Annotated in this window: 22 protein-coding genes; 9 read left to right on the top strand and 13 right to left on the bottom strand. The window is 67.9% G+C overall.

Translation table 11 applies throughout. The features are described from left to right. Positions 1-16: 16 nt before the first annotated feature. The 10 genes from GGQ63_RS01310 to GGQ63_RS01265 all read right to left on the bottom strand — a co-directional run bounded on the left by GGQ63_RS01310 (position 17) and on the right by GGQ63_RS01265 (position 9,150). Entirely contained in the window at positions 17-475 is a 459-nt protein-coding gene (locus GGQ63_RS01310) for a type II toxin-antitoxin system RatA family toxin (RefSeq protein ID WP_183851790.1), read from the bottom strand. A gap of 12 nt (positions 476-487) precedes the next feature. After that, on the bottom strand, positions 488-1,447 hold the full coding sequence (gene lipA / locus GGQ63_RS01305; RefSeq protein WP_183851789.1) for a lipoyl synthase: 960 nt from the start codon (positions 1,445-1,447) through the stop codon (positions 488-490). A 26-nt stretch (positions 1,448-1,473) separates the two neighbouring features. Beyond that, on the bottom strand, positions 1,474-1,722 hold the full coding sequence (locus GGQ63_RS01300) for a GlsB/YeaQ/YmgE family stress response membrane protein (protein ID WP_183851788.1): 249 nt from the start codon (positions 1,720-1,722) through the stop codon (positions 1,474-1,476). A 99-nt stretch (positions 1,723-1,821) separates the two neighbouring features. Continuing rightward, complete coding sequence (locus tag GGQ63_RS01295) at positions 1,822-2,070, bottom strand: GlsB/YeaQ/YmgE family stress response membrane protein (protein ID WP_183851787.1); 249 nt, start codon at positions 2,068-2,070, stop codon at positions 1,822-1,824. Positions 2,071-2,081: 11 nt separating this feature from the next. After that, entirely contained in the window at positions 2,082-3,500 is a 1,419-nt protein-coding gene (gene lpdA, locus GGQ63_RS01290) for a dihydrolipoyl dehydrogenase (protein WP_183851786.1), read from the bottom strand. Positions 3,501-3,624: 124 nt separating this feature from the next. Further along, the gene (locus GGQ63_RS01285; protein WP_425502046.1) at positions 3,625-4,992 is read right to left on the bottom strand and encodes a pyruvate dehydrogenase complex dihydrolipoamide acetyltransferase; all 1,368 of its coding nucleotides are present in this window, start codon (positions 4,990-4,992) and stop codon (positions 3,625-3,627) included. Positions 4,993-5,044: 52 nt separating this feature from the next. Continuing rightward, the gene (locus GGQ63_RS01280) at positions 5,045-6,463 is read right to left on the bottom strand and encodes a pyruvate dehydrogenase complex E1 component subunit beta (protein ID WP_183851784.1); all 1,419 of its coding nucleotides are present in this window, start codon (positions 6,461-6,463) and stop codon (positions 5,045-5,047) included. A gap of 108 nt (positions 6,464-6,571) precedes the next feature. Next, entirely contained in the window at positions 6,572-7,660 is a 1,089-nt protein-coding gene (pdhA, locus tag GGQ63_RS01275; RefSeq protein WP_183851783.1) for a pyruvate dehydrogenase (acetyl-transferring) E1 component subunit alpha, read from the bottom strand. A gap of 174 nt (positions 7,661-7,834) precedes the next feature. Next, positions 7,835-8,131, bottom strand: coding sequence for an FtsB family cell division protein (locus GGQ63_RS01270; protein WP_246429552.1), 297 nt, complete (start codon positions 8,129-8,131; stop codon positions 7,835-7,837). 134 nt (positions 8,132-8,265) lie between these two features. Further along, positions 8,266-9,150: an SMP-30/gluconolactonase/LRE family protein gene (locus tag GGQ63_RS01265; protein WP_183851782.1), complete on the bottom strand. Its 885-nt coding sequence runs from the start codon at positions 9,148-9,150 to the stop codon at positions 8,266-8,268. A gap of 194 nt (positions 9,151-9,344) precedes the next feature. Between GGQ63_RS01265 and GGQ63_RS01260 the strand changes: the two genes are divergently transcribed. The 3 genes from GGQ63_RS01260 to GGQ63_RS01250 all read left to right on the top strand — a co-directional run bounded on the left by GGQ63_RS01260 (position 9,345) and on the right by GGQ63_RS01250 (position 13,599). Then, the gene (locus GGQ63_RS01260) at positions 9,345-10,427 is read left to right on the top strand and encodes a substrate-binding domain-containing protein (protein WP_183851781.1); all 1,083 of its coding nucleotides are present in this window, start codon (positions 9,345-9,347) and stop codon (positions 10,425-10,427) included. Positions 10,428-10,532: 105 nt separating this feature from the next. Next, on the top strand, positions 10,533-12,821 hold the full coding sequence (locus tag GGQ63_RS01255) for an ABC transporter permease (protein WP_183851780.1): 2,289 nt from the start codon (positions 10,533-10,535) through the stop codon (positions 12,819-12,821). Beyond that, positions 12,814-13,599, top strand: a complete 786-nt coding sequence (locus GGQ63_RS01250) for an ATP-binding cassette domain-containing protein (RefSeq protein WP_183851779.1) — start codon at positions 12,814-12,816, stop codon at positions 13,597-13,599. The genes GGQ63_RS01255 and GGQ63_RS01250 overlap by 8 nt, the downstream gene beginning before the upstream one ends. A 187-nt stretch (positions 13,600-13,786) precedes the next feature. Here GGQ63_RS01250 and GGQ63_RS01245 read toward each other — a convergent pair whose 3' ends face one another. The 3 genes from GGQ63_RS01245 to eno form a co-directional block, all read right to left on the bottom strand. Further along, complete coding sequence (locus tag GGQ63_RS01245) at positions 13,787-14,083, bottom strand: hypothetical protein (protein WP_183851778.1); 297 nt, start codon at positions 14,081-14,083, stop codon at positions 13,787-13,789. A gap of 49 nt (positions 14,084-14,132) precedes the next feature. Then, entirely contained in the window at positions 14,133-15,440 is a 1,308-nt protein-coding gene (locus GGQ63_RS01240) for an ATP-binding protein (protein ID WP_183851777.1), read from the bottom strand. Between the two features lie 134 nt (positions 15,441-15,574). Further along, positions 15,575-16,852: a phosphopyruvate hydratase gene (gene eno, locus GGQ63_RS01235; protein WP_183851776.1), complete on the bottom strand. Its 1,278-nt coding sequence runs from the start codon at positions 16,850-16,852 to the stop codon at positions 15,575-15,577. Between the two features lie 124 nt (positions 16,853-16,976). Here eno and GGQ63_RS01230 point away from each other — a divergent pair, with 124 nt between their 5' ends. The 6 genes from GGQ63_RS01230 (at position 16,977) to GGQ63_RS01205 (ending at position 24,127) form a co-directional block, all read left to right on the top strand. Beyond that, entirely contained in the window at positions 16,977-17,948 is a 972-nt protein-coding gene (locus GGQ63_RS01230; RefSeq protein WP_183851775.1) for a hypothetical protein, read from the top strand. 106 nt (positions 17,949-18,054) lie between these two features. Continuing rightward, on the top strand, positions 18,055-19,608 hold the full coding sequence (locus tag GGQ63_RS01225) for a patatin-like phospholipase family protein (protein ID WP_183851774.1): 1,554 nt from the start codon (positions 18,055-18,057) through the stop codon (positions 19,606-19,608). A gap of 285 nt (positions 19,609-19,893) precedes the next feature. Further along, on the top strand, positions 19,894-21,015 hold the full coding sequence (locus GGQ63_RS01220; RefSeq protein WP_183851773.1) for an extracellular solute-binding protein: 1,122 nt from the start codon (positions 19,894-19,896) through the stop codon (positions 21,013-21,015). A gap of 70 nt (positions 21,016-21,085) precedes the next feature. Next, complete coding sequence (locus GGQ63_RS01215; RefSeq protein ID WP_183851772.1) at positions 21,086-22,198, top strand: ABC transporter ATP-binding protein; 1,113 nt, start codon at positions 21,086-21,088, stop codon at positions 22,196-22,198. Positions 22,199-22,202: 4 nt separating this feature from the next. Beyond that, a complete protein-coding gene (locus GGQ63_RS01210) occupies positions 22,203-23,336 on the top strand; it encodes an ABC transporter permease (protein ID WP_183851771.1) in 1,134 nt (377 codons plus the stop codon). Further along, entirely contained in the window at positions 23,333-24,127 is a 795-nt protein-coding gene (locus GGQ63_RS01205) for an ABC transporter permease (RefSeq protein ID WP_183851770.1), read from the top strand. Before GGQ63_RS01210 ends, GGQ63_RS01205 begins: the two co-directional genes overlap by 4 nt. Positions 24,128-24,144: the final 17 nt, after the last annotated feature.

Below are 24,144 nucleotides of genomic sequence, written 5' to 3'. Positions count from 1 at the left end.
TCCCCGTCGTGCCGCCTCAGACCGCGCCGACGCCGTAGACGGCGTCGGCGCGCTCTTCGAAGGCTTCGGCGAATTTCCTGAAGGCCTTGTCGAAGACGCTGCCCATCAGCACGGACAGCATGCGCGAGCGGAATTCGTAGTCGATCGCGAAGCGGATGATCGAGGCCTCTTCGGAGACCGCAACGAAGGTCCAGTCGTTCTTCAGATGGTGGAACGGGCCGGAGAGATAGTCGACCCGGATGGCGAGCGCCGGCCGGTCGAGCACGACCCGGCTCGTGAAGGATTCGCGGATCAGCTTGTAGGCGACCGTCATATCGGCGACGAGAATCTCGCGCTCGCCCTCCTTCTGCCGGCCGCGCACGACGAGCTTCTCGCAGAGCGGCACGAATTCCGGATAGCGCTCGACATCGGCGACGAGGGAGAACATCTCGTCGGCCGAATGGCGGACGCGCCGTTCCGTCGTGAAATGCGGCATTCTATCCTCGCTTCAGCCGCGGTGCAGCGCGTCCCGCGCCGCCCGGAGCTTGGCGAAATCGTCTCCGGCGTGATGCGAGGAGCGGGTGAGCGGGCTCGCCGAGACCATCAGGAAGCCCTTCGCATAGGCGATCGTCTCGAAGGACTTGAACTCGTCCGGCGTGACGAAGCGAGCGACGGGATGGTGCTTGCGGCTCGGCTGCAGATATTGCCCGACCGTCAGGAAGTCGACATCGGCGGAGCGCAGGTCGTCCATAAGCTGCAGCACCTCGTTCCGCTCTTCGCCCAGGCCGACCATGATGCCGGACTTGGTGAAGAGGGTCGGGTCGAGCTCCTTGACCCGCTGCAACAGCCGGATCGAGTGGAAATAGCGCGCACCCGGCCGCACCGTCAGATATTTCGACGGCACGGTCTCGAGATTGTGGTTGAAGACGTCCGGCCGGGCCTCGACCACCACCTCGAGCGCCCCCGGCTTGCGCAGGAAATCCGGCGTCAGCACCTCGATCGTGGTGGCGGGCGTGCGGGCGCGGATGGCACGGATGACACGGGCGAAATGCGCGGCACCGCCGTCGGCGAGATCGTCCCGGTCGACCGATGTGATCACGACGTGATGCAGGCCGAGCTTGGCGACCGCATCGGCGACCTTCTCCGGCTCATCGCCATCGAGCGCCTCGGGCAGGCCGGTGCGCACATTGCAGAAGGCGCAGGCCCGCGTGCAGGTGTCGCCCATGATCATGAAGGTCGCGTGCTTCTGCGACCAGCATTCGCCGATGTTCGGGCAGCCGGCCTCCTCGCAGACGGTGACGAGGCCGTTCGTCTTCACGATCTCCTTGGTCTCGCGATAGACCGGCGAGCCGGGCGCGCGGACCCGGATCCATTCGGGCTTGCGCAGCAGCGGCGTGTCGGGCCGGTTCGCCTTCTCGGGATGGCGCGGCCGCCGGTCGGCGGTGATCGTATCGAGAAGGACGACCATTGCGGACTCCGGTCTCGCCGCCGCGCTCAGCGCCGCAGCAGGCTGAAGAGATAGAGCAGGATGATCGCGCCGACCGTCGAGACGACGAGGCTCGAGAGAAAGCCCGGCGCGAGATTGAGATTGAGGGCCGAAACGAGCCAGCCGCCGATGAAGGACCCGATCAGGCCGACGATCAGATTGGTGATCAGGCCGTGATTGCGCTTCATCACGCGCTCGGCGATCCAGCCGGCGAGGATGCCGACGACGATCGCCAGGAAAATGCCCACACCCGTCATCGTCCGCTCCTCGACCCTCTCTCGATCCGTCCGCCAGCATATAGTCCCGCGGCGCGGCCGCCACCAGAGCGCCGCGCCGGGAGGCCCATGCTGGCGGCCTCAGGCGATCAGCCGGGCGATCGCGACTACGATGACGGCACCGATCGCAGCCACCACGACCTGGTCGACGAAGCTGTTGCCGAGGGTGAAGTCGATGCCGAGATGGCGGAACAGGAAGCCGCCGACGATCGCGCCGATCAGGCCTGTCACGATATAGCGCAACAGACCGCCGCCGCCGAGCACGAGGCTCGCCAGCCAGCCGGCGATCAGGCCGATGACGATCCAGATCAGAACTTCACGCGCTTCCATGGCACTTCCCCTCAGATGTGGATGGCCCGGCCATAGGCTGCCAGCACGCTCTCGTGCATCGTCTCCGAAATCGTCGGGTGCGGGAAGACGGCCGCGATCAGGTCCTCTTCCGTCGTCTCGAGATTCATCGCGACGACGAAGCCCTGGATCAGCTCGGTCACCTCGGCACCGACCATGTGGGCGCCGAGCAGCTGTCCGGTCTTCTTGTCGAACACCGTCTTGACGAGGCCTTCCGCCTCGCCGAGCGCGACGGCCTTGCCGTTGGCGATGAAGGGGAACTTGCCGACGCGCACGTCGTAGCCGGCCTCCTTCGCGCGTCTCTCGGTCAGGCCGACGGAGGCGATCTGCGGGTTGCAATAGGTGCAGCCCGGGATCTTCGCCTTGTCCATGGCGTGCGGGTGGAGGCCGGCGATCGCCTCCGCGGCGAGCGCGCCCTCGTGCTCCGCCTTGTGGGCGAGCATCGGCGGGCCGGCGACGTCGCCGATCGCCCAGACGCCCGGCACGCTCGTCCGGCCGAGCGGATCGACGGCGATGATGCCGCGCTCGGTCTTCACACCGATCGCCTCGAGGCCGAGGCCCTCGATATTGCCCTGCACGCCGACCGCCGAGATCAGCCGGTCGGCCGTCACCTCGGAGGTCTTGCCGTCGGCGGTCTCGATGGTCGCGGTGATCGAATCGGCGGCCTTCGTCACCTTCGTCACCTTGGCCCCGGTGACGATCTTCATGCCCTCTTTCTCGAAGCGCTTGCGGGCGTGAGCGGCGATCTCCTCGTCCTCGACGGGCAGGATCTGCGGCAGCAGCTCGACCACGGTGACCTCGGCTCCGAGCGTGCGATAGAAGGAGGCGAACTCGATGCCGATCGCGCCCGAGCCCATCACGAGCAGCGACTTCGGCATCACGTCCGGCGCCATCGCCTCGAAATAGGTCCAGATCAGCTTCTTGTCGGGCTCGATGCCCGGCAGAGCACGCGGCCGGGCGCCGGTCGCGATCATCAGGTTCTTCGCCGTGAAATCGCCGCCGCCGGTCAGCGCCCCCTTCGGCGCGCCGTCGGCCGGCTTGACGCTGACCTTGCCCGGCGCGGTGATCGTCGCCTCGCCCCAGATCACGTCGACCTTGTTCTTCTTCAGGAGAATGCCGACGCCGCCGCTCATCTGCGCGGCGATGCCGCGCGAACGCTTGACGATCGCCGGCAGGTCGAAGCGGATCCCGTCCGCCGAGAGCCCGTATTCGGCGGAATGCAGCATCGCGTGATAGACGTCGGCGGACCGCAGCAGCGCCTTGGTCGGGATGCAACCCCAGTTCGGGCAGATGCCGCCGAGATATTTCCGTTCGACGACGCCCACCTTGAGTCCGAGCTGCGCCGCCCGGATCGCCGCGACATAGCCGCCCGGCCCGGAGCCGATGATGAGGAGGTCGTAGCTGTCGGCCATGTCGAGCCTCTTTCCTGGTTTCTAGGCGACTGCGGCATCGAGGAAGGAGAGCGGCACCGGCCGCCCGCAGGCGCGATCCGCCTCCCCTCCCCCTTTGCGAGGGAGGGGGGTCGCGGCGCTTTCTCTAGACGAGCATCGACATGGGCTTCTCGATGAAGCCCCTGAAGGCCTGCATCAGCTCGGCGCCGAGCGCGCCGTCGACGACGCGGTGGTCGGTCGACAGCGTCACCGACATCACCGTCGCGATGGCGATCTCGCCCTTCCGCACCACCGGCTTCTGGATGCCGGCGCCGACCGCGAGGATCGTCGCGTGCGGCGGGTTGATGATGGCGGCGAAATCCTTGACGCCGAACATGCCGAGATTGGAGACCGAGGTCGTACCGCCCTGGTATTCCTCGGGCTTCAGCTTGCGGTCACGCGCCCGCTTGGCGAGGTCCTTCATCTCGTTCGAGATCGCCGACAGCGTCTTCTGGTCGGCATGGCGCACCACCGGGGTGATCAGGCCGCCGGGGATCGCCACCGCGACGCCGACATCGACCACCTTGTGCACGACCATGCCGCCATCGGTCCAGGAGGCGTTCGCCGCCGGGATCTTCTTCAGCGACAAGGCCATCGCCTTGATGATCATGTCGTTGACCGAGACGCGGTAGGCCGGATTGCCGTCCTTGTCCTTCGGTGCGGCGGCGTTGACCTCCTCGCGCAGCTTCAGGAGCGCGTCGAGCTCGGTGTCGATCGTCAGATAGAAATGCGGCACCGTCTGCTTCGATTCGGTCAGCCGGCGCGCGATCGTCTTGCGCATGTTGTCGTGCGGGACGATCTCGTAGGAGCCCTCGGCGAAGAGTTTGAGCACCTGGGCATCCGAAGCCGGATGCGCCGCCGGAGCGGCGGCAGCCGGCGCTGCGGCGGGCTTGGCGGCCGGAGCCGGAGCAGCGGCCGGAGCGGGAGCCGGCTTCGGCGCGCCGCCCTTCTTCGCCGCCTCGACATCGGCCTGGACGATGCGGCCGTGCGGCCCCGAGCCCTTCACGGCGGCGAGATCGATGCCGGCGTCCTTGGCGATCCGCCGGGCGAGCGGCGAGGCGAACAGGCGCGCGCCCTCCGCCTTCGGCGCGGCGTCGTGCAGCCCTTCGCGCGGCACGGCGCCGGCGCCGTTCGCCGTTTTCGGCGCCTCGGAGGCCGCCGGCTCGGCCTTCACCGCCTCGGCCTTCACCGCCTCGGCCTTGGGTGCCTCGGCCTTGGCGGCCTGGGTTTTGGCCGGCGCCGCGCCGGACGCGAGCGCGCCCTTGTCTTCCCCGTCGCCGAGCAGCACGGCGATCACGGCGTTCACCTTCACGCCTTCCGTGCCCTCCGGCACGACGATCTTGCCGACCGTTCCCTCGTCGACCGCCTCGACTTCCATGGTCGCCTTGTCGGTCTCGATTTCGGCGATGACGTCGCCCGACTTGACGGTGTCGCCCTCCTTGACCAGCCATTTCGAGAGCGTGCCCTCCTCCATGGTCGGGGAGAGCGCGGGCATCGTGATGTCGATGGGCATGGCGCCCTCCCCTCTAGCGGTAGGTCACGGCCTTCACGGCGGCGATCACCTCGCCGACATTCGGCAGCGCGAGCTTCTCGAGATTGGCGGCATAGGGCATCGGCACATCCTTGCCGGTGACCTTGAGGACCGGCGCGTCGAGATAGTCGAACGCCTTCTCCATCAGCTGCGCGGCGATCTCGGAGCCGATCGAGTTCTGCGGCCAGCCCTCCTCGACCGTGACGCAGCGGCCGGTCTTCTTGACCGATTCGATCACCGTGCCGATGTCCATCGGCCGGATGGTCCGCAGATCGATCAGCTCGGCGTCGATGCCCATGCCGGCGAGTTCCGCGACCGCCTTGGTGGCATAGGTCATGCCGATGCCGAAGGACACGATCGTCACGTCCTTGCCGGCCTTGTGGATGCGCGCCTTGCCGATCGGCAGCACGAAATCGTCGAGCTGCGGCACCTCGAAGGAATGGCCGTAGAGAATCTCGTTCTCGAGGAAGATGACCGGATTGGGATCGCGGATCGCCGCCTTGAGGAGGCCCTTCGCGTCGGCCGCCGTATAGGGCATCACGACCTTGAGGCCCGGGATGTGGCTGTACCAGGCGGCGTAGTCCTGGCTGTGCTGGGCCGCGACGCGGGCCGCCGCGCCGTTCGGGCCGCGGAAGACGATCGGGCAGCCCATCTGGCCGCCCGACATATAGAGCGTCTTGGCGGCCGAATTGATGATCTGGTCGATCGCCTGCATGGCGAAGTTGAAGGTCATGAACTCGACGATCGGCTTCAGCCCGGCGAGCGCGGCGCCGACGCCGACGCCGGCGAAGCCGTGCTCGGTGATCGGCGTGTCGACGACCCGGCGGGCCCCGAACTCCTGCAGCAGGCCCTGGGTGATCTTGTAGGCGCCCTGATATTCGGCGACCTCCTCGCCCATCACGAAGACGTCCGGATCGCGGCGCATCTCTTCCGCCATCGCATCGCGGAGCGCCTCGCGCACCGTCATCGACACCATTCTGGTGCCTTCGGGGATCGACGGATCGGCCGCGACATCGACGACCGGCGGGGCGGAAACGGCAGCCGCGGAAACGGCCGGTGCGGACCCCGCCTCGCCCGAACCGTTCGCCGCCGGGGTCTCGACCGGTTTCTGCGCGGGCGCCGCGGAGACCGGCGCCTCGGCTTCGGACGAGGAAACGGCCGAGGCGTCCTCGCCCTCGCCGGCGAGAAGCGCGATCGGGGTGTTCACCTTGACGCCCTCGGTCCCCTCCGGGATCAGGATCTTGGCGAGCGTGCCTTCGTCGACCGCCTCGACCTCCATGGTCGCCTTGTCGGTCTCGATCTCGGCGATGACGTCGCCGGCCTTGACGGCGTCACCCTCCTTCTTGACCCATTTCGAAAGCGTCCCTTCCTCCATAGTGGGGGAGAGCGCCGGCATCAGAATGTCGATCGGCATGAGCGGTCGTGTCCCAGCTTGCGGCTTCCGGGCGCGAGGCTCGGCCTGTCGCGCCGCGCGGAAGCGGTCATCCCTCTGATCGGCCGGCGGCACGCCGGCCGGGCGGCCTCAGGCCACCGTCTCCTTGACGATGTCGGTCCACAGCTCCGACGGATCGGGCTCGGGATCGTGGGTCGCGAAATCCGCCGCCTCGGCAACGATGTCGCGGACCTGCTTGTCGATGTCCTTGAGTTCGTCCTCGCTCGCCCAGCCCTCCGCGAGCAGCCGCGCACGGACCTGTTCGATCGGATCATGTTCGGTGCGCATCTTCTGCACCTCGTCCTTCGAGCGGTATTTCGCCGGATCGGACATGGAATGACCGCGATAGCGGTAGGTCAGCATTTCGAGGATATAGGGACCCTTGCCGGCCCGGCACCAGGCGACCGCCCGCTCCCCGGCCGCGCGCACGGCGCGCACGTCCATGCCGTCGACCTGCTCGCCGGGAATGTCGAACGAGGCGCCGCGGCGGTGGAGGTCCGGCTGGCCCGAAGCGCGAGCGACCGAGGTGCCCATGCCGTAGCGGTTGTTCTCGATGATATAGACGACGGGAAGGCTCCAGAGCTTCGCCATGTTGAAGCTCTCATAGACCTGGCCCTGATTGGACGCGCCATCGCCGAAATAGGTGAGCGAGACGGTATCGTTGCCGCGGTAGCGGTTGGCGAAGGCGAGGCCGGTGCCGAGCGAGACCTGCGCCCCGACGATGCCGTGGCCGCCGAAGAACTGCTTCTCGCGGCTGAACATGTGCATCGAGCCGCCCTTGCCGCGCGAATAGCCGCCGCGCCGGCCGGTCAGCTCGGCCATCACCCCCTTCGCGTCCATGCCGGTCGCCAGCATGTGGCCGTGGTCGCGATAGCCGGTGATGACCTGATCCTCGCCGTCGCGGATCGCCATCTGCATGCCGACGACGACGGCCTCCTGGCCGATATAGAGATGGCAGAAGCCGCCGATCAGCCCCATGCCGTACATCTGGCCCGCCTTCTCCTCGAAGCGGCGGATCAGCAGCATTTCGCGATAGGCGAAGAGTTCCTCGTCCCTGGTGAAAGCCGGCGTCTCGACGGCGGCCGCCTTCGTCGCGGCCTTGCCGCCCGAACGCGTCGCCGGCTTGCGTGCTGCGGAAGCGGCGGCCGTGCGGCCCCCTGCCCTCTTGGCTACGGCCATGCGGAAGTTCTCCGAGCGTTATCCTACCCCTTGATGGCGCGGACGTTACCGCAAGGCGAGGGGCAAGGAAAGATGCGCGGCGAGCATCGAAGCCATGCGCCAAATACATGACTTCGCTGCGAAAATAGAAATGAACCAAAATCCGGTTGATCGGACGAATGAGACGGGGCGGAGTCAGCGTCCGTCTTGCTGCAGCGCACCCATGTCGATCATCAGCTCATCGGGGTGGAGAACGTTCAGATTGCGCCGTGCGCGCTCGTCGACCATGTCCGGATCGAGACTTTCCGAGCGCAGAAGGTCCGCACGGAAGGCGAGCGCCTTGCGCTCCTTTTGCAGCGCAGCGAGCTCGGCCTCGAGCCGCACCGCCTCCGCCTCCATCCGCTCGCGCGACCAGATGCCGTAATCGCCGTTGAAGGAGTGATAGGCGAAATAGCCGAGCATCGCGACCGAGGCGGCGGGAACGATCAACATGCCGAGCATCGATCGCCGGCGCTGGCGTGTCGTCACCGCTGATCTCCGGAATTGGCGCATGGTGAACGAACCATCGCCAAAGAGGATTAACGGAGCGTTTGCGGTGCACGCGCTGCTGCCGCGCCGGCCCGCGCTCAGACGCCGCGGAATCGGCCGACGGGGACGCCGGCGACGGTGGATCGTCCTACGAATACGGATCCGCTCAAGGGATAACGGGCGAGCTGTTCCTCGGTGCGGCCGGTCCTGAGACTGGTGACGAAAAGCGTTTTCATGTCGGGTCCGCCGAAGCACGGCATGGTCGGCGCAGCGGCCGGAATGGAATGGCTTTCCACGAGTCGCCCGTCGGGCGCGAAGCGGTTGAGGCGGGCCGCCGACACGCCGGCGCTCCAGTAATAGCCCTCGACATCGGTCGCGCCGCCGTCCGGCCGGCCGGTGGCCTCGTCGAGCTCCGCGAGGCGGACGCGGTCGGACAGCGCGCCGGTCGCCGGGTCGAGCGTCCAGCGATCGATCCAGGGACCCCGGCTGTCGGCATGGAACAGGGTGCGGCCGTCGGCGGCAAAGGCGAGGCCGTTCGAGACGCCGAGCCCCTCCACCTTCTTCTCGACCGAGCCGTCGGCGGTGACGCGGTAGAGCGCCCCGACCTTCCGCTTCGCCGGGCTTTCGTCCATCGTCCCGACCCAGAAAGCGCCGTCCGGGCCGACCTTGCCGTCATTGAGCCGGGTCGCCGGATTGTCGGCCTCGATGGTGGCGAGCGTCTCGATGCCACCGCTCGAGGGGTCGAACAGCACCACCCGGTCGCGCAGCGCCACGACCAGCCGCCCCGACTCGCAGAGACCGAACGAACAGACGATGTCGGGCAGCGTCCACAGGTCGACCTCGAGCCCGTCCGGCGTCACCGCACGGATGCGGCCCTCGGGGATATCGCAATAGAGCAGCGCGCCCCGGCGATCGTCCCACGAGGGCCCCTCGGCGAGCCGGTGCAGGGTGGGCGTCAGCGGGACGAACGCGATCTCGGCCATCTTGTCCTCGGCAGGTCGGCGGGTGGGTTCGGGCGGCGGCGAACTTCGCACAGAGGGGATGCCGCGTCGACGGCGCTTCCCCCGCGTCAGCCTTTTCTTCGGACCCCGATTGCAGCCGGCCGCAGGCTTGCCTATGCTGCGGCCCGCTCGGAATGATCGTATCATTTCGGGGGAGCGATCTTGGGAGGATCACAATGAAATCGGTACTGAAGACGATGGCGCTCTGCGCCTCCGTCTCCGTCGTCGCGACCTTCGCGCATGCGCAGTCGGGCGTTCTGGAGAAGGCCGTCGGCGGCTACACCTTCGGCGATGCCGCCAAGGAAGCCGAGGGGACGAAGAACTTCCATTCCGCCGACGGCAAGCTGACCTTTGCCGTCATCACGCACACCGCCGGCAACGGCTTCTTCGACCCGACCTATGTCGGCGCGAAAGTGGCGGCCGACGCGTTCGGCATCAACCTGATCATGCTCGGCTCGGAAGCGCCGGTCGACGATATTCCGCGCGAGATCGAGATCCTCAACCAGGTCATCAATGATCCGACGATCGACGGCATCGTGATGACGACGCCGCAGTCGGGCGCCTATGACGACATCGTCAACAAGGCCTTCGCCAACGGCATCCCGGTCGCCACGACCAATTCGTTCGACCCCGCGCTCGCCCACCGCAACCAGATCAGCCACACCGGCCAGTCGTCGGCGGCCGCCGCCGTCGGCGGCGAGGCGCTCGCCAAGTGCCTGCTCGACAAGGGCGTCGAGGGCGGCTCGATCATCCTGCCGTCGACCACCACGCTCGGCAATGTGGAAGTCAACCGCCGCGTCACCGCCGCCTTCGAGGCGATCGTCAAGACGCTCAACGACGCCGGCAAGCTCGCCAACTTCAAGGTCGATGCCGGCCCGGAGAACATCGGCGTCGACGTCAACAAGGACGACATCGTCAACTCGATCGTCAGCCTGATCGAGTCGCGCGGCGATGTCGTCGGCGCCTTCGCGGCGAACGCCTTCGTGACGCCGGCGCTCGGCGACGCGATCGCCCAGCTCGGCATGAACGGCAAGGTCTGCGCCTTCGGCTTCGACCTCGGTCCGAAGCAGCAGGAGCTGATCAAGAGCGACGCGCTCACCGGCTCGCTCGGCCAGCAGCCCTTCCTGCAGGGCTTCTGGCCCGTCGCGCAGCTCTATCTCGAGATCGACCGCGGCGTTCAGGCGGCCGACCTCGACACCAAGGCGCAGCTCGTCACCAAAGAGAACGTCGACAAGGTCGGCAAGCGCTTCGAGAACTGATGTCCCGCGCGGGAGCCTTCGCGGGCCCCGCACCACGGTTGAGGACTGCGCCCCGACGGGCGCAGTCCGCTCCGTATCGACGCCTCTCGCCCACGCCGAGACACCATGGCCGTTGCGACCGTTTCCTCGCCCAAGCCCTCACGCCGCCTGCCGCTCGAGTTGATCGGCGGCTGGGAGGTCGGGCTCATCCTCTTCATGGCGCTGCTCTATCTCGTCGGCGTCTTCATCAATCCGGTCTTCTTCGGCAAGGCCGACGCGCTCGTCTCGGTGCTGCGCGACACCGCGCGCGTCGGCATCATGGCGGTCGGCATGACCTTCGTGATCGTCAACAAGGATCTCGACCTTTCGGTCGGATCGACGGTCGGCCTCGTCGCCACCGTCTTCTCGATCTGCTTCGCCCGCTCGCACTACGATCTCGGCATCGTGCCCTCGATCCTCGCCGCCGTCGCCTTCGGCGTTGCGGTGGGACTGGTCAACGGCTTCCTCGTCACGACGCTGCGCGTCCCTTCCTTCATCACCACGCTGACCATGCTCTTCATCGGGCGCGGCCTGGTGCTCGGGTTGACCGGCGGCAAGACGATCTCCTATTCCGACAAGGCGACGAGCGATGGCGGCTGGTTCTTCGCCCTCGGCGCCAATAACGGCTTCGGCTTCAACAACCAGATCCTCGTCTTCGCCCTCGTCGCGCTGGTCGGCGTGTTTGCGCTCGCCAAGACGCGCTGGGGCTACGAGACCTATGCGACCGGCGGCAACGAGATGGCGGCGAGCTATGCCGGCATTCCGACCAAGCGGGTGCGCATCCGCGCCTATGTGCTCTCGGCGCTCTGCGCCACCCTCGCCGGCCTGCTCAACGTCGCGCAGGACAAGGGCGTCACCTCGCAATACGGCCAGGGCGCCGAGCTGATCGTGATCGCCGCGGTGATCGTCGGCGGCGCGTCGATCCTCGGCGGCCGGGGCCGCGTGCTCGGCGGCGCGCTCGGCGCCATGCTGGTGACCCTGATCGACAAGGTGTTGCGCGAAGGCATCCCGATGACGCGGATCGTCAAGGTCGGCGATGTCGAGATGCAGGTGCAGGGCATGGCGCAGCTGCCGCCAGGCGCCGTGCCGGCCTTCCTCGGCATCATCCTGCTCCTCGCCGTGCTCATCGAGCCCTGGATCATCCGCCGCCAGGTGTTCCCGCGCCTGCTCGCGCGGCTGCGCGGCCGGCCCTTGCCGCCGCTGATCGAGGTCGGCGGCGTCGCCATCGAAGGCGCTCAGACGAAAGGCTCCACGGCGTCGGACAAGGCGCTCCGGGCGCGCGGCCTCGGCAAGTTCCTCGCCCGGCGTGACGCCGCGGCGATCATGCTGACGATCGTGCTGTGGGCCGTCGGCCTCTATCTGCGCCCCGATTTCTGGGGCTCGATCGACAATTCCTTCAATCTCCTGCTCTCCTTCACCGAGGTGGGCCTGCTCTCGATCGGCCTCACCTATGTGATCGCCAACGGCGACATCGACCTGTCGGTCGGCTCCGTTCTGGCGCTGTCGGGCGCGACGGCCGCCTTCCTGATGAAGCAGCTCGGCTTCGACCCCTGGTCGGCGGTGTTCATCGCGCTCGCCGCGGGCGCCGCGGCCGGCTTCGTCAATGCCCTGCTCACCGTGCGCTTCGGCCTGCCGGCCTTCGTTGCGACGCTCGGCATGTTCTATATGGCGCGCGGCATCGGCGCGTGGATGGTGGCGGGACGCCAGCTCTCCGGCTTCAGCGAGAACTTCAATCTCCTCGGGCGCAAGCTGATCGAGGTGCTGCGCTATTTCGGCATCGCGCCGGAGCCGGGCTCGCTCGCCTATGAGATCGCCGCGGCGCTGAGCGTGCAGACGATCTTCATGCTCCTCGTCGCGCTCGTCGCCGGCATCGTGCTCGCCAAGACGCCGTTCGGCCAGATGGTCTATGCGACCGGCGGCAACCGCCGCGCGGCGGAATATGCCGGCATCAACACCAACCGGGTGCGTTTCCTCAGCCTCGTCTTCTCGGCGCTCTGCGCCGCGGCGGCGGGCGTGATCTACATCGCCTTCCTGCGCAGCTTCAATCCGTCCGCCGGCCAGCTCCGCGAGCTCGACGCGATCGCCGCCGTGATCATCGGCGGCGGATCGATCTTCGGCGGCTATGGCACGGTGATCGGCGCGCTCGCCGGCGCGGCGGTGATCGCGCTCATCCGCGCGCTCCTGTCGCTGCAGGTGTTGCTGCCGGACGGCAGTTCCTTCGTGATGCCGCAGCACTGGGTGAACGTCTTCATCGGCCTCATCCTGATCACCGCTGTGCTCGGCGACATCTGGTTCCGACAGGGCGACCTCGTCGGCTCGATCCGCCGCCGTTTCGCTCGTCGTTCGACCCCCGCCAAGGGAAGCGCTCATGCCTGAGACCAAGACCCCGCTCATCCAGATGCGGAACATCAACAAGGCGTTTGGTCCGGTCCAGGCGCTGAAGGACGTCAACTTCACGCTGGCGCCCGGCGAGATCCTCGGTCTCGTCGGGGACAATTCGGCCGGCAAGTCGACGCTGATGAAGGTTCTGACCGGCGCCTACCACCGCGACACGGGCGATGTGCTCGTCGACGGCCAGCCGACGGACTTCCGCAGCCCGCACGAGAGCCGCGACAAGGGGATCGAGATGATCTACCAGGATTTCGCGCTCTGCGGGAACATGGACATCGCGCAGAACATCTTCCTCGGCCGCTGGCCGCGGCGCGGCCTGTTCGTCGACCGCAAGCGGATGTATGCCGACGCCGAGGCCGTGCTGTCGCGGTTGAAGGTCGACGTCAATTCGGTGTTCCAGAAGGTCGAGAGCCTGTCGGGCGGCCGCCAGCAATCGGTGGCGATCGCGCGCGCGATCTCCTTCAACCCGCGCGTCGTCATCCTCGACGAGCCGACCGCCAATCTCTCCGTGATGGCGACCGAGCGGCTGCTCGAGACCATGGCCGAGCTGAAGCGGCAGGGCGTCGCGCAGATCATCATCTCGCACCGCCTGACCGACATCTTCGAGGTCGGCGACCGCATCATGGTGCTGAAGCGCGGCCAGAATGTCGGCGACCGCTACATCGCCCACACCGACGAGCACGAGGTGCTCGAGTTGATCGTCTCCGGAACGCCGGAAACGGCGATCACCGCCGATCAGGCGCTCGCCGCCAGGGCAGCCTGATCGCGGCCGGCGCGCCACGGCTCCGGCAGAGGCAATTCGGAGAGCGCGGCGGGCGGGCAACCGGGTAGATTCCCCCGTGTGACGCCCGGCCGTCGCCGGCCTTCGTCATCGACGAAACCCCGCCCCGGCCGTCGCAGGGCCGGCTGAAGAGGCCGGGTGCTGCCCGTCTCCCGGCCTTCCGCGCCGCTCAGCGCGCCGGGCGCTGGCGGCACTCGCCCTCGAAGGGATCGTACCAGGTCATCAGCCAGTCGGTGAAGCTGCGATTGTTGCTCTGGACGTACTCGTTCCAGAGGCTGACCGGCCACAGAAAGCCCTTGTAGAGCGCGAACTGCCATTTGGCGGGGATCCGCACGCCGCCGACATCGCTCGACAGGTCGGCGCAGCGGCGAATCGAATCGTCCGTATAGTCGTTCGCTTCGAGCGACATGAAGGTGATCGCCGAGAAGATGATGGCGATCACGACATAGATCTTGACGAGAAACATGGGTGCTGGCTCCGGCCCGCTGCGTGCGTATCAGAACGCCGGCGCCCCGTCACGGTTCAGCAACGCGCGCCGCCTGCGACGGCGTGTCGAGGGCAGGCCAGGAGGCGGGCGCGACCGGCGGTTCCTCCGCCGGCCCGGCGAGGCCTTCCGAGACGAGGCTGCGGTGATGGCGCTCTGCCCGCTTCATCATCGCAGCGAGCAGCAGCGGCTCGTCCCAGGGCACGTCATGGATGCCGTGCACGAGCAGCGGGCTCTGCGGATCACGGCCCCATTCCTGCGGGAAGAGCGCGACGTCGAGCGGGTCGGCCGGCCCCTCCAGCCGGCCGGATCGTCCGGCGCGCATCGCGCCGATGAGGTCTGCACCGATCCTGGGTCCGAGCGGCATCATCTGGATCGGCCGCGGATTGCATTCGAGCAGCAAGGCCCTGCCGGTCCCCGGCTCGATGACGAAGTCGAAGGACAGGAAGCCCGACGCGCCGAGCCCCGCCACCATGCGGGCGGTCGCCTCCTCCATGGCGGGGTGGCGCACCAGCCGCACGGCGGTCGCCGGCCGTGTCGGCCCGCGCTGCGCGATGACGAGCGCCGTCATCACGGCCAGCGTCCGGCCCTCCTCGGCATAGGCGCAGCTGATCCCCGTCTCGCCGGCTATGAATTTCTGTACCGAAGGCGTCCCGGGCGTGTCCGAAAGGACGAGCCGTTCCATGAAGCGGCGGATGGCGCCTTGGGGCGTCTTCGCGTCCGGAACGAGACGCCGATAGGCCGCGGTGAGGCTCGCTGCATCTTCGCAGAGCGCGATGCCGCCGCCGCCCGCGCCGCGCGGCAGCTTCAGGAGCACCGGGTAGCCGAGTCCCGCCCCGAGGCGGAGCGCCTCGTCCTCGCTCTCGACCGGGCCGCCCGCTGGTACGTCGACGCCAGTCCGTTGCGCTAGGGCCTGGATCGCCGTCTTGTCTGTGCGCATGGCCACGTTGTCCGCCGCGCCGAGAGACCGATCGAGCGCCGAGCGGAGCGTCGGCGAGAGCGGAGCGCTGCGGTCGGTGTCGTCGCGCAGCAGCCGGGCGAGCAGGTGATGGGCGCCGTCGTCGGTCGGCACGATGCGCAGGTCGGAGAGGCCCTGGATGGCGTGTTCGAGATCGGCACGCATGACGGGCACCAGCCGCCGGCTGCGCAACAGAACGAACCGATCACGGATTCGGTCGCGGCCGAGTGCGATCAGGCTCCGCGGCCGGGCGAGGATGACGACGAAGAACCCGCCCCGCCGCAAGGCGGAAGGAAAACGGCAGGCGCCCCAATGGCTTCGCTGCGTCGCAACGAGAACGACCGCCGGCGAGGACTGGGATTTCCCGCGGTGGCGCGACATGACGGAACCCGAAGCGGAGATGCGGCCGATCTCCTAAGGCGCCTCAGCCTGTCCCACAAGCACCGCGTGTGCGGAATCCCGAATGGGAGCATGGCAGACGGGGCGGCACTTCGTCGCGCCGCCCCGAAGAGCGATCACCCCTTCAGCACGCTCCGGCCCGCATACTTCGCCATCGGGCCGAGTTCGCCCTCGATGCGGATCAACTGGTTATACTTCGCGGTCCGGTCGGAGCGGGCGAGCGAGCCGGTCTTGATCTGCCCGCAATTGGTCGCGACGGCGAGGTCGGCGATGGTCGAATCCTCGGTCTCGCCCGAGCGGTGCGACATCACCGCGGTATAGCCCGCCTTGTGTGCGAGCTCGACCGCGTCGAGCGTCTCGGTCAGCGTGCCGATCTGGTTGACCTTGACGAGGATCGAATTGCCGACGCCGCGGGCGATGCCGTCGGCGAGGCGCTTCGAATTGGTGACGAAGAGGTCGTCGCCGACCAGCTGGCACCTGCTGCCGATCGCGTTGGTCAGCTCCTTCCAGCCCGTCCAGTCGTCCTCGCTCATGCCGTCCTCGATCGAAATGATCGGGAACTTCGAGACGAGATCGGCGAGATAGGCGACCTGCTCGTCGATCGAACGGGCGATGCCTTCCCCCTCATACTCGTAGCGGCCGTTCTTGAAGAACTCCGTCGAGGCGCAGTCGAGGCCGATATAGACGTCCTCGCCCGGCCGGTAGCCGGCCTTCTCGATCGCCTTGCTGACGAAATCGAGCGCGGCGACCGCGGACGGCAGGTTCGGCGCGAAGCCGCCCTCGTCGCCCACATTGGTGTTGTGGCCGGCGTCCTTCAGCTGCTTCTTCAGCGTGTGGAAGATCTCCGAGCCCATCCGCACGGCCTCGGCGAGCGAGGGCGCGCCGACCGGCAGGATCATGAATTCCTGGAAGTCGATCGGGTTGTCGGCGTGCACGCCGCCATTGATGATGTTCATCATCGGCACCGGGAGCGTCTTCGCATTGACGCCGCCGACATAGCGGTAGAGCGGCAGGGCGGCCGCCTCGGCCGCCGCCTTCGCCACCGCGAGCGACACGCCGAGAATAGCGTTCGCGCCGAGCCGCGCCTTGTTGTGCGTGCCGTCGAGCTCGATCATCACCTTGTCGATCAGCGCCTGGTCTTCGGCGTCCATGCCGCCGACGGCATCCGAGATCTCGCCATTGACCGCGTCGACGGCGTTTTGCACACCCTTGCCGAGATAGCGCGCCTTGTCGCCGTCGCGCAGTTCGACCGCTTCGTGCGCGCCGGTCGAGGCGCCCGAGGGCACAGCGGCACGGCCGGTCGAGCCGTCTTCGAGGGTCACGTCGACCTCGACCGTCGGATTGCCGCGGCTGTCGAGGATCTGGCGGGCGGTGATGTCGATGATCGCGGTCATGGCGGGGCCCCGTGGCTGACGTCTTCGCCGCTTCTAGCGCCAAGGGCGGAACGGCGGAAGGGGCGCGCCGTTCGTTTCTCTTGGGCGCCTTGCATTCTTCCTCGCCCCTGACGATGAAGGACCGATGACGACGCTCTACCTCACCAATGGCGACGCCGCGGCCGAACTGCTTCGGGCGACCACGCTCGACGGACCGGTCCTTCCCTGGCGCGACGCGCTGCACGAGGGGCCGATCGTCGCCGGCGCGAGCCTCGAGGGCCTGTCGGCCCTGCGGGTCGCATATCTGCGCCGCCGCTTCGGCCTGCCCGACGAGGCGCTGGCGGTCGGCTTCGTCGACCGCGACGAGGTGATGCACGACCATGGCGCCTTCGACCGGATCGAGATCTGGCTCGAGCACGACCTCTACGACCAGCTGCAATTGCTGCAGATCCTCGATTTCTTCGCCTCGGTCGGACGGACCGAGGGTGTGGTGCTCGTCCAGGCGGACGATTTCCTGACCCGACAGCGGCCGGAGACGATCGGCCGCTTCGCCGCGCGGGCCCGGCCGCTCACGGCGGCCGATCTCGATCTCGCGCAGGGCGTCTTTGCCGATCTCGGCCGCTCGACACCGGAGCACATCGTTGCCCGGCTCGGCACGCTCGGCGATGCCCTGCCCTTCCTCGACGCGGCGCTGCGCCGTTTCGTCGAGGAACTGCCGGCGCCGGAGAGCGGCCTCGGCCTCACCGAGGCGCGCATCCTCGAATCGGTGGGCCGCGGCGAGGCGACGCCCCGTTCTCTCTTCCGCCATGTGGCGCTCGGCGAGACGGCGCCTTTCCTCGGCGACTGGAGCTTCTACCGGCTGCTCGACGATCTCGCCTTCTGCGCCGTTCCGCTCGTCGAGGGTCTGCCGCACATCTATCCGACGCTCGAGACCGAGCGGGACGACTATCTCCTCGCCGACCTGTTCCTTTCCGAACTGGGCGAGGCGGTGCTCGCCGGCGAGGAGGATCACGTCGCGATGAGCGGGCTCGACCGCTGGTGGGGCGGCACCCGGCTCGACGGCCACAAGGTCTGGCGGTTCGACCGCGAGACGGGAGCCCTCGGCGCCCCCTCCTGACTCCTGCGGCGGGCCGCGGGGGCCGATTCGCGCCTTCTCCGCGCCATACCTTCGCCCTTGTCGCAGGCCATGGCTCCGCCGGGGTGTCGGGTGCGAGAGTGAGACCGTGCAGCAGATCGAGAACGCGACGAGAGACAAGCGCGCCCGCCGGCTGGGCCTCGCGGCCGCGCTCGGAGCGGCGCTCGCGCTCTCCGGCTGCCTGAGCGCGATCAACGAGCCGATCAACGCGCCGGTCGCCGCGACCGTGGCGCCGATGCCCGCCTCCGCCGCCATCGCCGGCCTCGACACGTCCGGCTCGACCGTCGTCGGCCTCGCCTTCTCGGGCGGCGGCACGCGCGCCGCGGCCTTCGCCTATGGCATGATGCGGGAACTCGAAGCGACGCCGCTGCCGGGCGGCGAGGGCTCGATGCTCGATTCGGTGCGCATGGTGTCGGGCGTCTCGGGCGGCTCGGTCGCTGCCGCCTATTTCGGCCTCAACGGCACGCGCGGCTACCGCGATTTCCGCGAGCGCTTCCTGATCCGCGACGGCGAGGCGTCGATGCGCACCTCGGTGATGCAGCCGACCAATATCCTGCGGGCGATCGGCGGCGGCGTGAACGACCGCAGCAGCTTCGGCCGCTGGCTCGACAAGAACGTCTTCTCCGGAGCCCGCTTCGGCCAGCTCCGCCGGCCGGGCGCGCCGACCGTCTGGATCAACGCGACCGACCTCTACAACCGTACCCCCTTCCTCTTCACCTACGACACCTTCTCCGCGCTCTGCAGCGATCTCGACCAGCTGCCGATCGCCGAGGCCGTCGCCGCCTCCGCGGCGGTGCCGGTCGTCTTTGCGCCGATCCAGCTCGCCGCCTATGGCGGCAGCTGCGGCTACAAGCAGCCCGGCTGGCTCGTCTCGGCGCTCAACACGCCCAATGTCTCGAGCGGGCTGAAGGCCTATGCCCGGGCGCTCGACAGCTATCAGGATCCCGAGAAGCTGAAATTCGTAAAACTCGTCGACGGCGGCATCACCGACAATTTCGGCATCACCGGCTTCTCGATCGCGCGCGCCTCGTCGCAGACGCCCTATGGCCCGCTCTCGCCTTCCGAGGCGGTGAAGATGCGCCGGCTCGTGTTCCTCGTCGGCAATGCTGGGCAGACGCAGAACGCCGACTGGGCCTCCTCGACGGAGCAGCCCGGCCTCGCCGATCTCGTCATGGCGGTCACCGATACCGCGATCGACGCGTCGGTCCGCGAAGGGTTCGACAGCCTGCGCCAGGAAATGCAGCGCTGGCACAAGCAGCTGATCGACTGGCGTTGCGGTCTGCCGCGCAACGAGGTCGAGCGGCTGCGCGGCTCGGTCAATGGCTGGAACTGCCGCGACGTGAAACTCTTCGTCGGCGAAGTGGGCTTCGAGGAACTCGATGCCGGAGAGCGCGCCGAGCTGCAGCGCGTGCCGACCCGGCTCAAGCTGCCGAAAGCGCAGGTCGATCTGGTGATTGCCGCCGGCCGCGAGGCGCTCCGCCGCAACGACGCTTTCGCCGATGCACTGAAGAGCCTTCAGCCGGTGACGAGCGGGGCACGGGCGCCGGCCCTGCCCGCCCCCGGCGGCGTTCAGGCTCCGATCGAGGCCGCCGCGCCCGCCTCCGCCGGGCTCGACCAGCCGATCCGTGCCGGCGCCTGGTAGGCGCCGCCCTCCCGTTTCCTCTTCCCGGCCCGGCCCCTGTCGCATCATCGCGGCGGGGGCTTTTCTTCGTCGGCTAAGGCGTCGCAATCCGCCTTGTCAGTATGCCCGCGCCACGGGCATGATGGCCGCAACCCAAGCTCGCCCGGCGTCACACAGCCGTCACGGGGCCTCGCTAGAGGCGAGCTGGTACCCGGGGGAGTGCCTTGGCCCGGCGGCCCGCCACCGTGACGCGCCCCGCGCGACCGAGGCCGGACCTTTCAGGGACGCGAAGAGAGGAACGGAACAATGACGATCAACCGCCGTACCGTGCTCAAGACGAGCGCCGCGCTCCTCGCCGCGCCCGTCATCCTGCGCGCCCACGACGCGCTGTCCTCCTCGGGCAGCGTCGACGTCGCCGCCTGGGGCGATTATTTCGACAAGAACACCATCATCGCCGATTTCGAGAAGGCCACCGGCATCAAGGTGAACCTCTCGACCTATGGCGGCAACGAAGAGATCGAGAACAAGCTGCGTGCCGCCGGCGGCAAGGGCTACGACATCTTCTTCCCCTCGGTCGACACCGGCCCGAACTATTACAAGGACAACCTTCTGCAGCCGATCGACGAAGCGAAGTTCAAGGTCGAGCAGGTGATCCCGGCGATCTACCGCAACTCGCTCGCCCTCGGCGCCTCGCATCGCGGCAAGCGCTATCTCGTGCCCTTCGACTGGGGCACCGAGGCCGTCACCTGGGACTCGACCAAGCACGACCTGAAGTCGGGCGAGCTCTCCTATGGCGACATGTGGACGTCGGGCCTCGATAAGCAGGTCGCGATCCGCCAGAAATCGGTCTTCAACAGCGTCGCGCTCTATCTCGACGCGGCCGGCATCGAGAAGTCCGACCGCGCCATGGACATGTACAAGTCCGAGGCGGACAGCCGCCGCGTCTTCGAGGCCTGCCTGAAGTTCGTCCTCGAGCACCGCGCCAATATCGGCGCCTACTGGAACAATGCGACCGAGGCGACCGCCGCTTTCACCGACGCCGCCTGCTCGATCGGCCAGACCTGGGACACGACCGGCATTCTGCTGAAGCGCAAGACCGATCCGAAGTGGCGCTACGGCATGCCGAAGGAAGGTGGCCTCGCCTGGACCGACACGCTCGCCATTCCGGCGGGTGCGGCCAATCTCGACCAGGCCTATGCCTTCGCGAACTACCTGTTCCAGCCGGAAGTCGGCGGCACCTTTGCGAATGCCACCGGCTACAACTCCTGCGCCGTCGACTCCGACCAGCACCTGTCGGCCGAGGCGAAGGAGGACTTTGCCGCCGCCTATCCGGCCGGCACGATCGACAATCTCTTCTGGTGGCCGATGCAGACCGATTTCTATGCGGCTCTGCGCGCCGAATACACCGAGAAGCTGACCAACGCCTGATACGAAGGGGGCTCCGGTTCTGCCGGAGCCCCTCCTCCGCCTCGCCCCCCGCGATCGACAGAGGACGTCCATGAGCGCATCCGGCGGCACAGCTGCGCGCGGCAGACCGGTCGAACTCGTCGATGTCGAGATGCAGTTCGGCGATTTCCTCGCCGTCGAGCGAACCTCGCTCGACATCCGGGCCGGCGAGTTCTTCTCGATCCTCGGGCCCTCCGGCTGCGGCAAGACGACGATCCTCAGGATGATCTCCGGCTTCATCGAGCCGACCGCCGGCCGCGTGCTGATCGGCGGCGAGGACATGGCCGGAAGAGGACCGAACGCCCGTCCGACGGCGCTCATCTTCCAGAATCTCGCGCTCTTCCCGCTGATGAGCGTCGCCGAGAACGTCGCCTTCGGCCTCGAGGCGCGCGGCATGTCGAAGGCGAGGCGGCGCGATCGGGCGGAGGAGTTGCTGGCGCTGGTCGGCCTCGCCGGCCAGGGCGGCAAGAAGCCCTCCGAAATGTCCGGCGGCCAGCGCCAGCGCGTCGCGATCGCCCGGGCGCTCGCCGTCGAGCCGGCCGTTCTTCTCCTCGACGAGCCGCTTTCCGCGCTCGACCTCAAGCTCAGGCAGCACATGCGGGCCGAGCTGAAGCAGATCCAGCGCCAGACCGGCGTCACCTTCGTCTTCATCACCCATGACCAGGGCGAGGCGCTGATGATGAGCGACCGCATCGCAGTGATGCGGCGCGGCCGGGTCGAGCAGATCGGCACGGCGGACGAGATCTATGCGCGACCGGCGACGCCCTTCGTCGCCACCTTCGTCGGCGAGAACAACGTTTTCCGCGGCAAGGTCACCGGTCTCGACGCCGACACGGCGGAGATCGCCTCCCCCTTCGGCCCGTTACGCGGCCGGCCCGGCGGACGGCTCGCGGTGGGCGATGAGGCGATGCTCTTCGTGCGGCCGGAGCGGATGCGCTTCGCGAACGGCACGATCCCGGATGCGGCGCTGCCGGCCGAACTCCTGCGGCGCGATCTCGAGGGCTCCTTCGTCACGCTGATGTTCGCCGCGGGTGGCGAGCCGATCCGGGTTCAACTCGCCAATGGCGAGGCGGACTCGGCGGCCGAGCCCGGCAGCCGCCACACGATCGGCTTCGCTGCCGCCGATGCGCGGGTCCTGCCCGCCGGCGGCCTCGCGGAAGGCTGAGGCGATGACGGCGCGCCCGCTCGGCGACATTCCCCCGATCGGCCTCGGCGCCGCGCCGGCGGCGACGCCCCGCCGGCGTCGGCCTTCGGCGGGCATCGGCGGCTTTGCCACCTTCCGGCGCGCTTATGGCGGCGGCATCGCCGCGCTCGCGCTGCTCCTCTGCGCGTTCTGGCTCGTCGTGATGATCGTGCTGCCGCAGGCGATGATGCTCGAACAGTCGCTGTGGAGCCGGCAGAGCGCGGGCGACGTGTCGCTCCGGATCGACCGGGCCTATACCGAGATCGATCTCCTGCGCTTCGACCTCCAGGCCGCGCCGGCGGCGGAGAAGCCGGCGATGGAAGAGAAGGTCGCCGCACTCGAAGCCGAGATCGCCACGCTCGAAGCGCAGGAGAAGGAACCCCCGAAGGTCTACGGGCTGCAGAACTACACGCGTATGAGCGGCCTGCACTTCTACATTTTCGTGAAGACCATCCTCTATGCCCTTCTCGTAACGCTGCTTTCGCTCGTCGTCTGCTATCCCGTCGCCTATATGATCGCGCATGTCGCAAAGCCGGCGAAGGCGGCGGTGCTCTTGCTCTGCCTCACCGTGCCCTATGCGATCAACGAGCTGCTGCGCGTCTATGCCTGGCTGATGATCCTCGACTATCAGGGCGTCATCAACGGTTTCCTGCAGACGATCGGGCTCGTCTCCTTCGAGCAGAAGACCTGGATCCCCTTCCTCGAGAGCCCGGCGGCGGTCTTCGTCGCGATGGTCTACGCCTATGTGCTCTTCATGGTGTTCCCGATCCTCAATGCGCTGCAGACGCTCGACCGCAACCAGATCGAGGCGGCGCAGGATCTCGGCGCCTCGACGCCGCGCACCCATTGGCGGGTGATCATCCCGCATGCGAAGCCCGGCATCGCGGTCGGCTGCATCATGACCTTCATGCTCTCGGTCGGCTCCTATTCGGTGCCGCAGATCATGACGCGCGGGCTCTCGGGCGACTGGTTCTCGCAGCTCGTCTACCGGCAGTTCTTCGTCTCGAACGACTGGAATGTCGGTGCGGCCTATTCCTTCGCGTTGCTGATCGTCTGCATCGTCTTCATCTTCGCCGTCATGCGGCTGTTCGGCGTCGGCATCCGGGACATCGCCAAATGAGCCGGTCCCGCCTCGCCGATGCGCTGCTTTCCGGCTATATGGCGCTGTTCCTCGTCTATCTGTTCGCGCCGCTCGCGGTGATGTCGCTCGCCGCCTTCAACGCCTATCCCTACCCGTCGGTGACGCAGTGGCGCGGCTTCACGCTCGAATGGTTCTCCGCCCTCGTCCATGACGCGCGGATCCTGCGGGGTCTCCTCAATTCCTTCATGGTCGCCGCCGGGGTCGTCGCGCTCTCGATCCCGCTAGGCCTCGCCGGCGCGCTCGTCCTGACGCGCCTCTCGTCCCGGTTCGGTGGCCTTCTCTACGGCGCGCTCGTCTCGCCGGTGCTGACGCCCGGCATCATCATCGCGATCTCGACGCTCGTATTCTGGCGGCCCCTCGGCGTCGGCGGCGGCCTGTTCCTCGCCACGATCGCCCAGTCGACCTTCATCGCCTCCTACGCCATGCTGATGTTCATGGCGCGGCTGCAGCGGCAGGACCGCAGCCTCGAGGAGGCGGCGCTCGATCTCGGTGCCTCCCCGCTCTTGGTCTTCCGGCGGATCACCCTGCCCTTCCTGATGCCCTCGATCGGCGCCGCGACGCTGATCGCCGTGCTGCAGTCGATCGAGAACTACAACACCACCGTCTTCACGATCGGCAGCGAATGGACGCTCGTCACCGAGATCGGCGCCCGCTTCCGCTTCGGCCTGACCCCGGTGATCAATGTGATCGGCGTGATCTTCGTCGTCATCACGGTCGCGACGGCGCTCACCTGGTCGGCGCTGAAGCGCCGGCGGCCACACACCGCATAAAGCGAGAAGCCGGCCCG

Source organism: Prosthecomicrobium pneumaticum, from assembly GCF_014199915.1.
GTDB classification, from domain to species: domain Bacteria; phylum Pseudomonadota; class Alphaproteobacteria; order Rhizobiales; family Kaistiaceae; genus Prosthecomicrobium; species Prosthecomicrobium pneumaticum.
This window is presented reverse-complemented; position numbering and strand designations above follow the sequence as displayed.

Bases quoted from the DNA above. Each gene is read 5' to 3' on its own strand.
- GGQ63_RS01310 (WP_183851790.1), bottom strand. From the start codon at position 475: ATGCCGCATTTCACGACGGAACGGCGCGTCCGCCATTCGGCCGACGAG.
- lipA (WP_183851789.1), bottom strand. From the start codon at position 1,447: ATGGTCGTCCTTCTCGATACGATCACCGCCGACCGGCGGCCGCGCCAT.
- GGQ63_RS01300 (WP_183851788.1), bottom strand. From the start codon at position 1,722: ATGACGGGTGTGGGCATTTTCCTGGCGATCGTCGTCGGCATCCTCGCC.
- GGQ63_RS01295 (WP_183851787.1), bottom strand. From the start codon at position 2,070: ATGGAAGCGCGTGAAGTTCTGATCTGGATCGTCATCGGCCTGATCGCC.
- lpdA (WP_183851786.1), bottom strand. From the start codon at position 3,500: ATGGCCGACAGCTACGACCTCCTCATCATCGGCTCCGGGCCGGGCGGC.
- GGQ63_RS01285 (WP_425502046.1), bottom strand. From the start codon at position 4,992: ATGGAGGAGGGCACGCTCTCGAAATGGCTGGTCAAGGAGGGCGACACC.
- GGQ63_RS01280 (WP_183851784.1), bottom strand. From the start codon at position 6,463: ATGCCGATCGACATTCTGATGCCGGCGCTCTCCCCCACTATGGAGGAA.
- pdhA (WP_183851783.1), bottom strand. From the start codon at position 7,660: ATGGCCGTAGCCAAGAGGGCAGGGGGCCGCACGGCCGCCGCTTCCGCA.
- GGQ63_RS01270 (WP_246429552.1), bottom strand. From the start codon at position 8,131: ATGTTGATCGTTCCCGCCGCCTCGGTCGCGATGCTCGGCTATTTCGCC.
- GGQ63_RS01265 (WP_183851782.1), bottom strand. From the start codon at position 9,150: ATGGCCGAGATCGCGTTCGTCCCGCTGACGCCCACCCTGCACCGGCTC.
- GGQ63_RS01260 (WP_183851781.1), top strand. From the start codon at position 9,345: ATGAAATCGGTACTGAAGACGATGGCGCTCTGCGCCTCCGTCTCCGTC.
- GGQ63_RS01255 (WP_183851780.1), top strand. From the start codon at position 10,533: ATGGCCGTTGCGACCGTTTCCTCGCCCAAGCCCTCACGCCGCCTGCCG.
- GGQ63_RS01250 (WP_183851779.1), top strand. From the start codon at position 12,814: ATGCCTGAGACCAAGACCCCGCTCATCCAGATGCGGAACATCAACAAG.
- GGQ63_RS01245 (WP_183851778.1), bottom strand. From the start codon at position 14,083: ATGTTTCTCGTCAAGATCTATGTCGTGATCGCCATCATCTTCTCGGCG.
- GGQ63_RS01240 (WP_183851777.1), bottom strand. From the start codon at position 15,440: ATGTCGCGCCACCGCGGGAAATCCCAGTCCTCGCCGGCGGTCGTTCTC.
- eno (WP_183851776.1), bottom strand. From the start codon at position 16,852: ATGACCGCGATCATCGACATCACCGCCCGCCAGATCCTCGACAGCCGC.
- GGQ63_RS01230 (WP_183851775.1), top strand. From the start codon at position 16,977: ATGACGACGCTCTACCTCACCAATGGCGACGCCGCGGCCGAACTGCTT.
- GGQ63_RS01220 (WP_183851773.1), top strand. From the start codon at position 19,894: ATGACGATCAACCGCCGTACCGTGCTCAAGACGAGCGCCGCGCTCCTC.
- GGQ63_RS01215 (WP_183851772.1), top strand. From the start codon at position 21,086: ATGAGCGCATCCGGCGGCACAGCTGCGCGCGGCAGACCGGTCGAACTC.
- GGQ63_RS01210 (WP_183851771.1), top strand. From the start codon at position 22,203: ATGACGGCGCGCCCGCTCGGCGACATTCCCCCGATCGGCCTCGGCGCC.
- GGQ63_RS01205 (WP_183851770.1), top strand. From the start codon at position 23,333: ATGAGCCGGTCCCGCCTCGCCGATGCGCTGCTTTCCGGCTATATGGCG.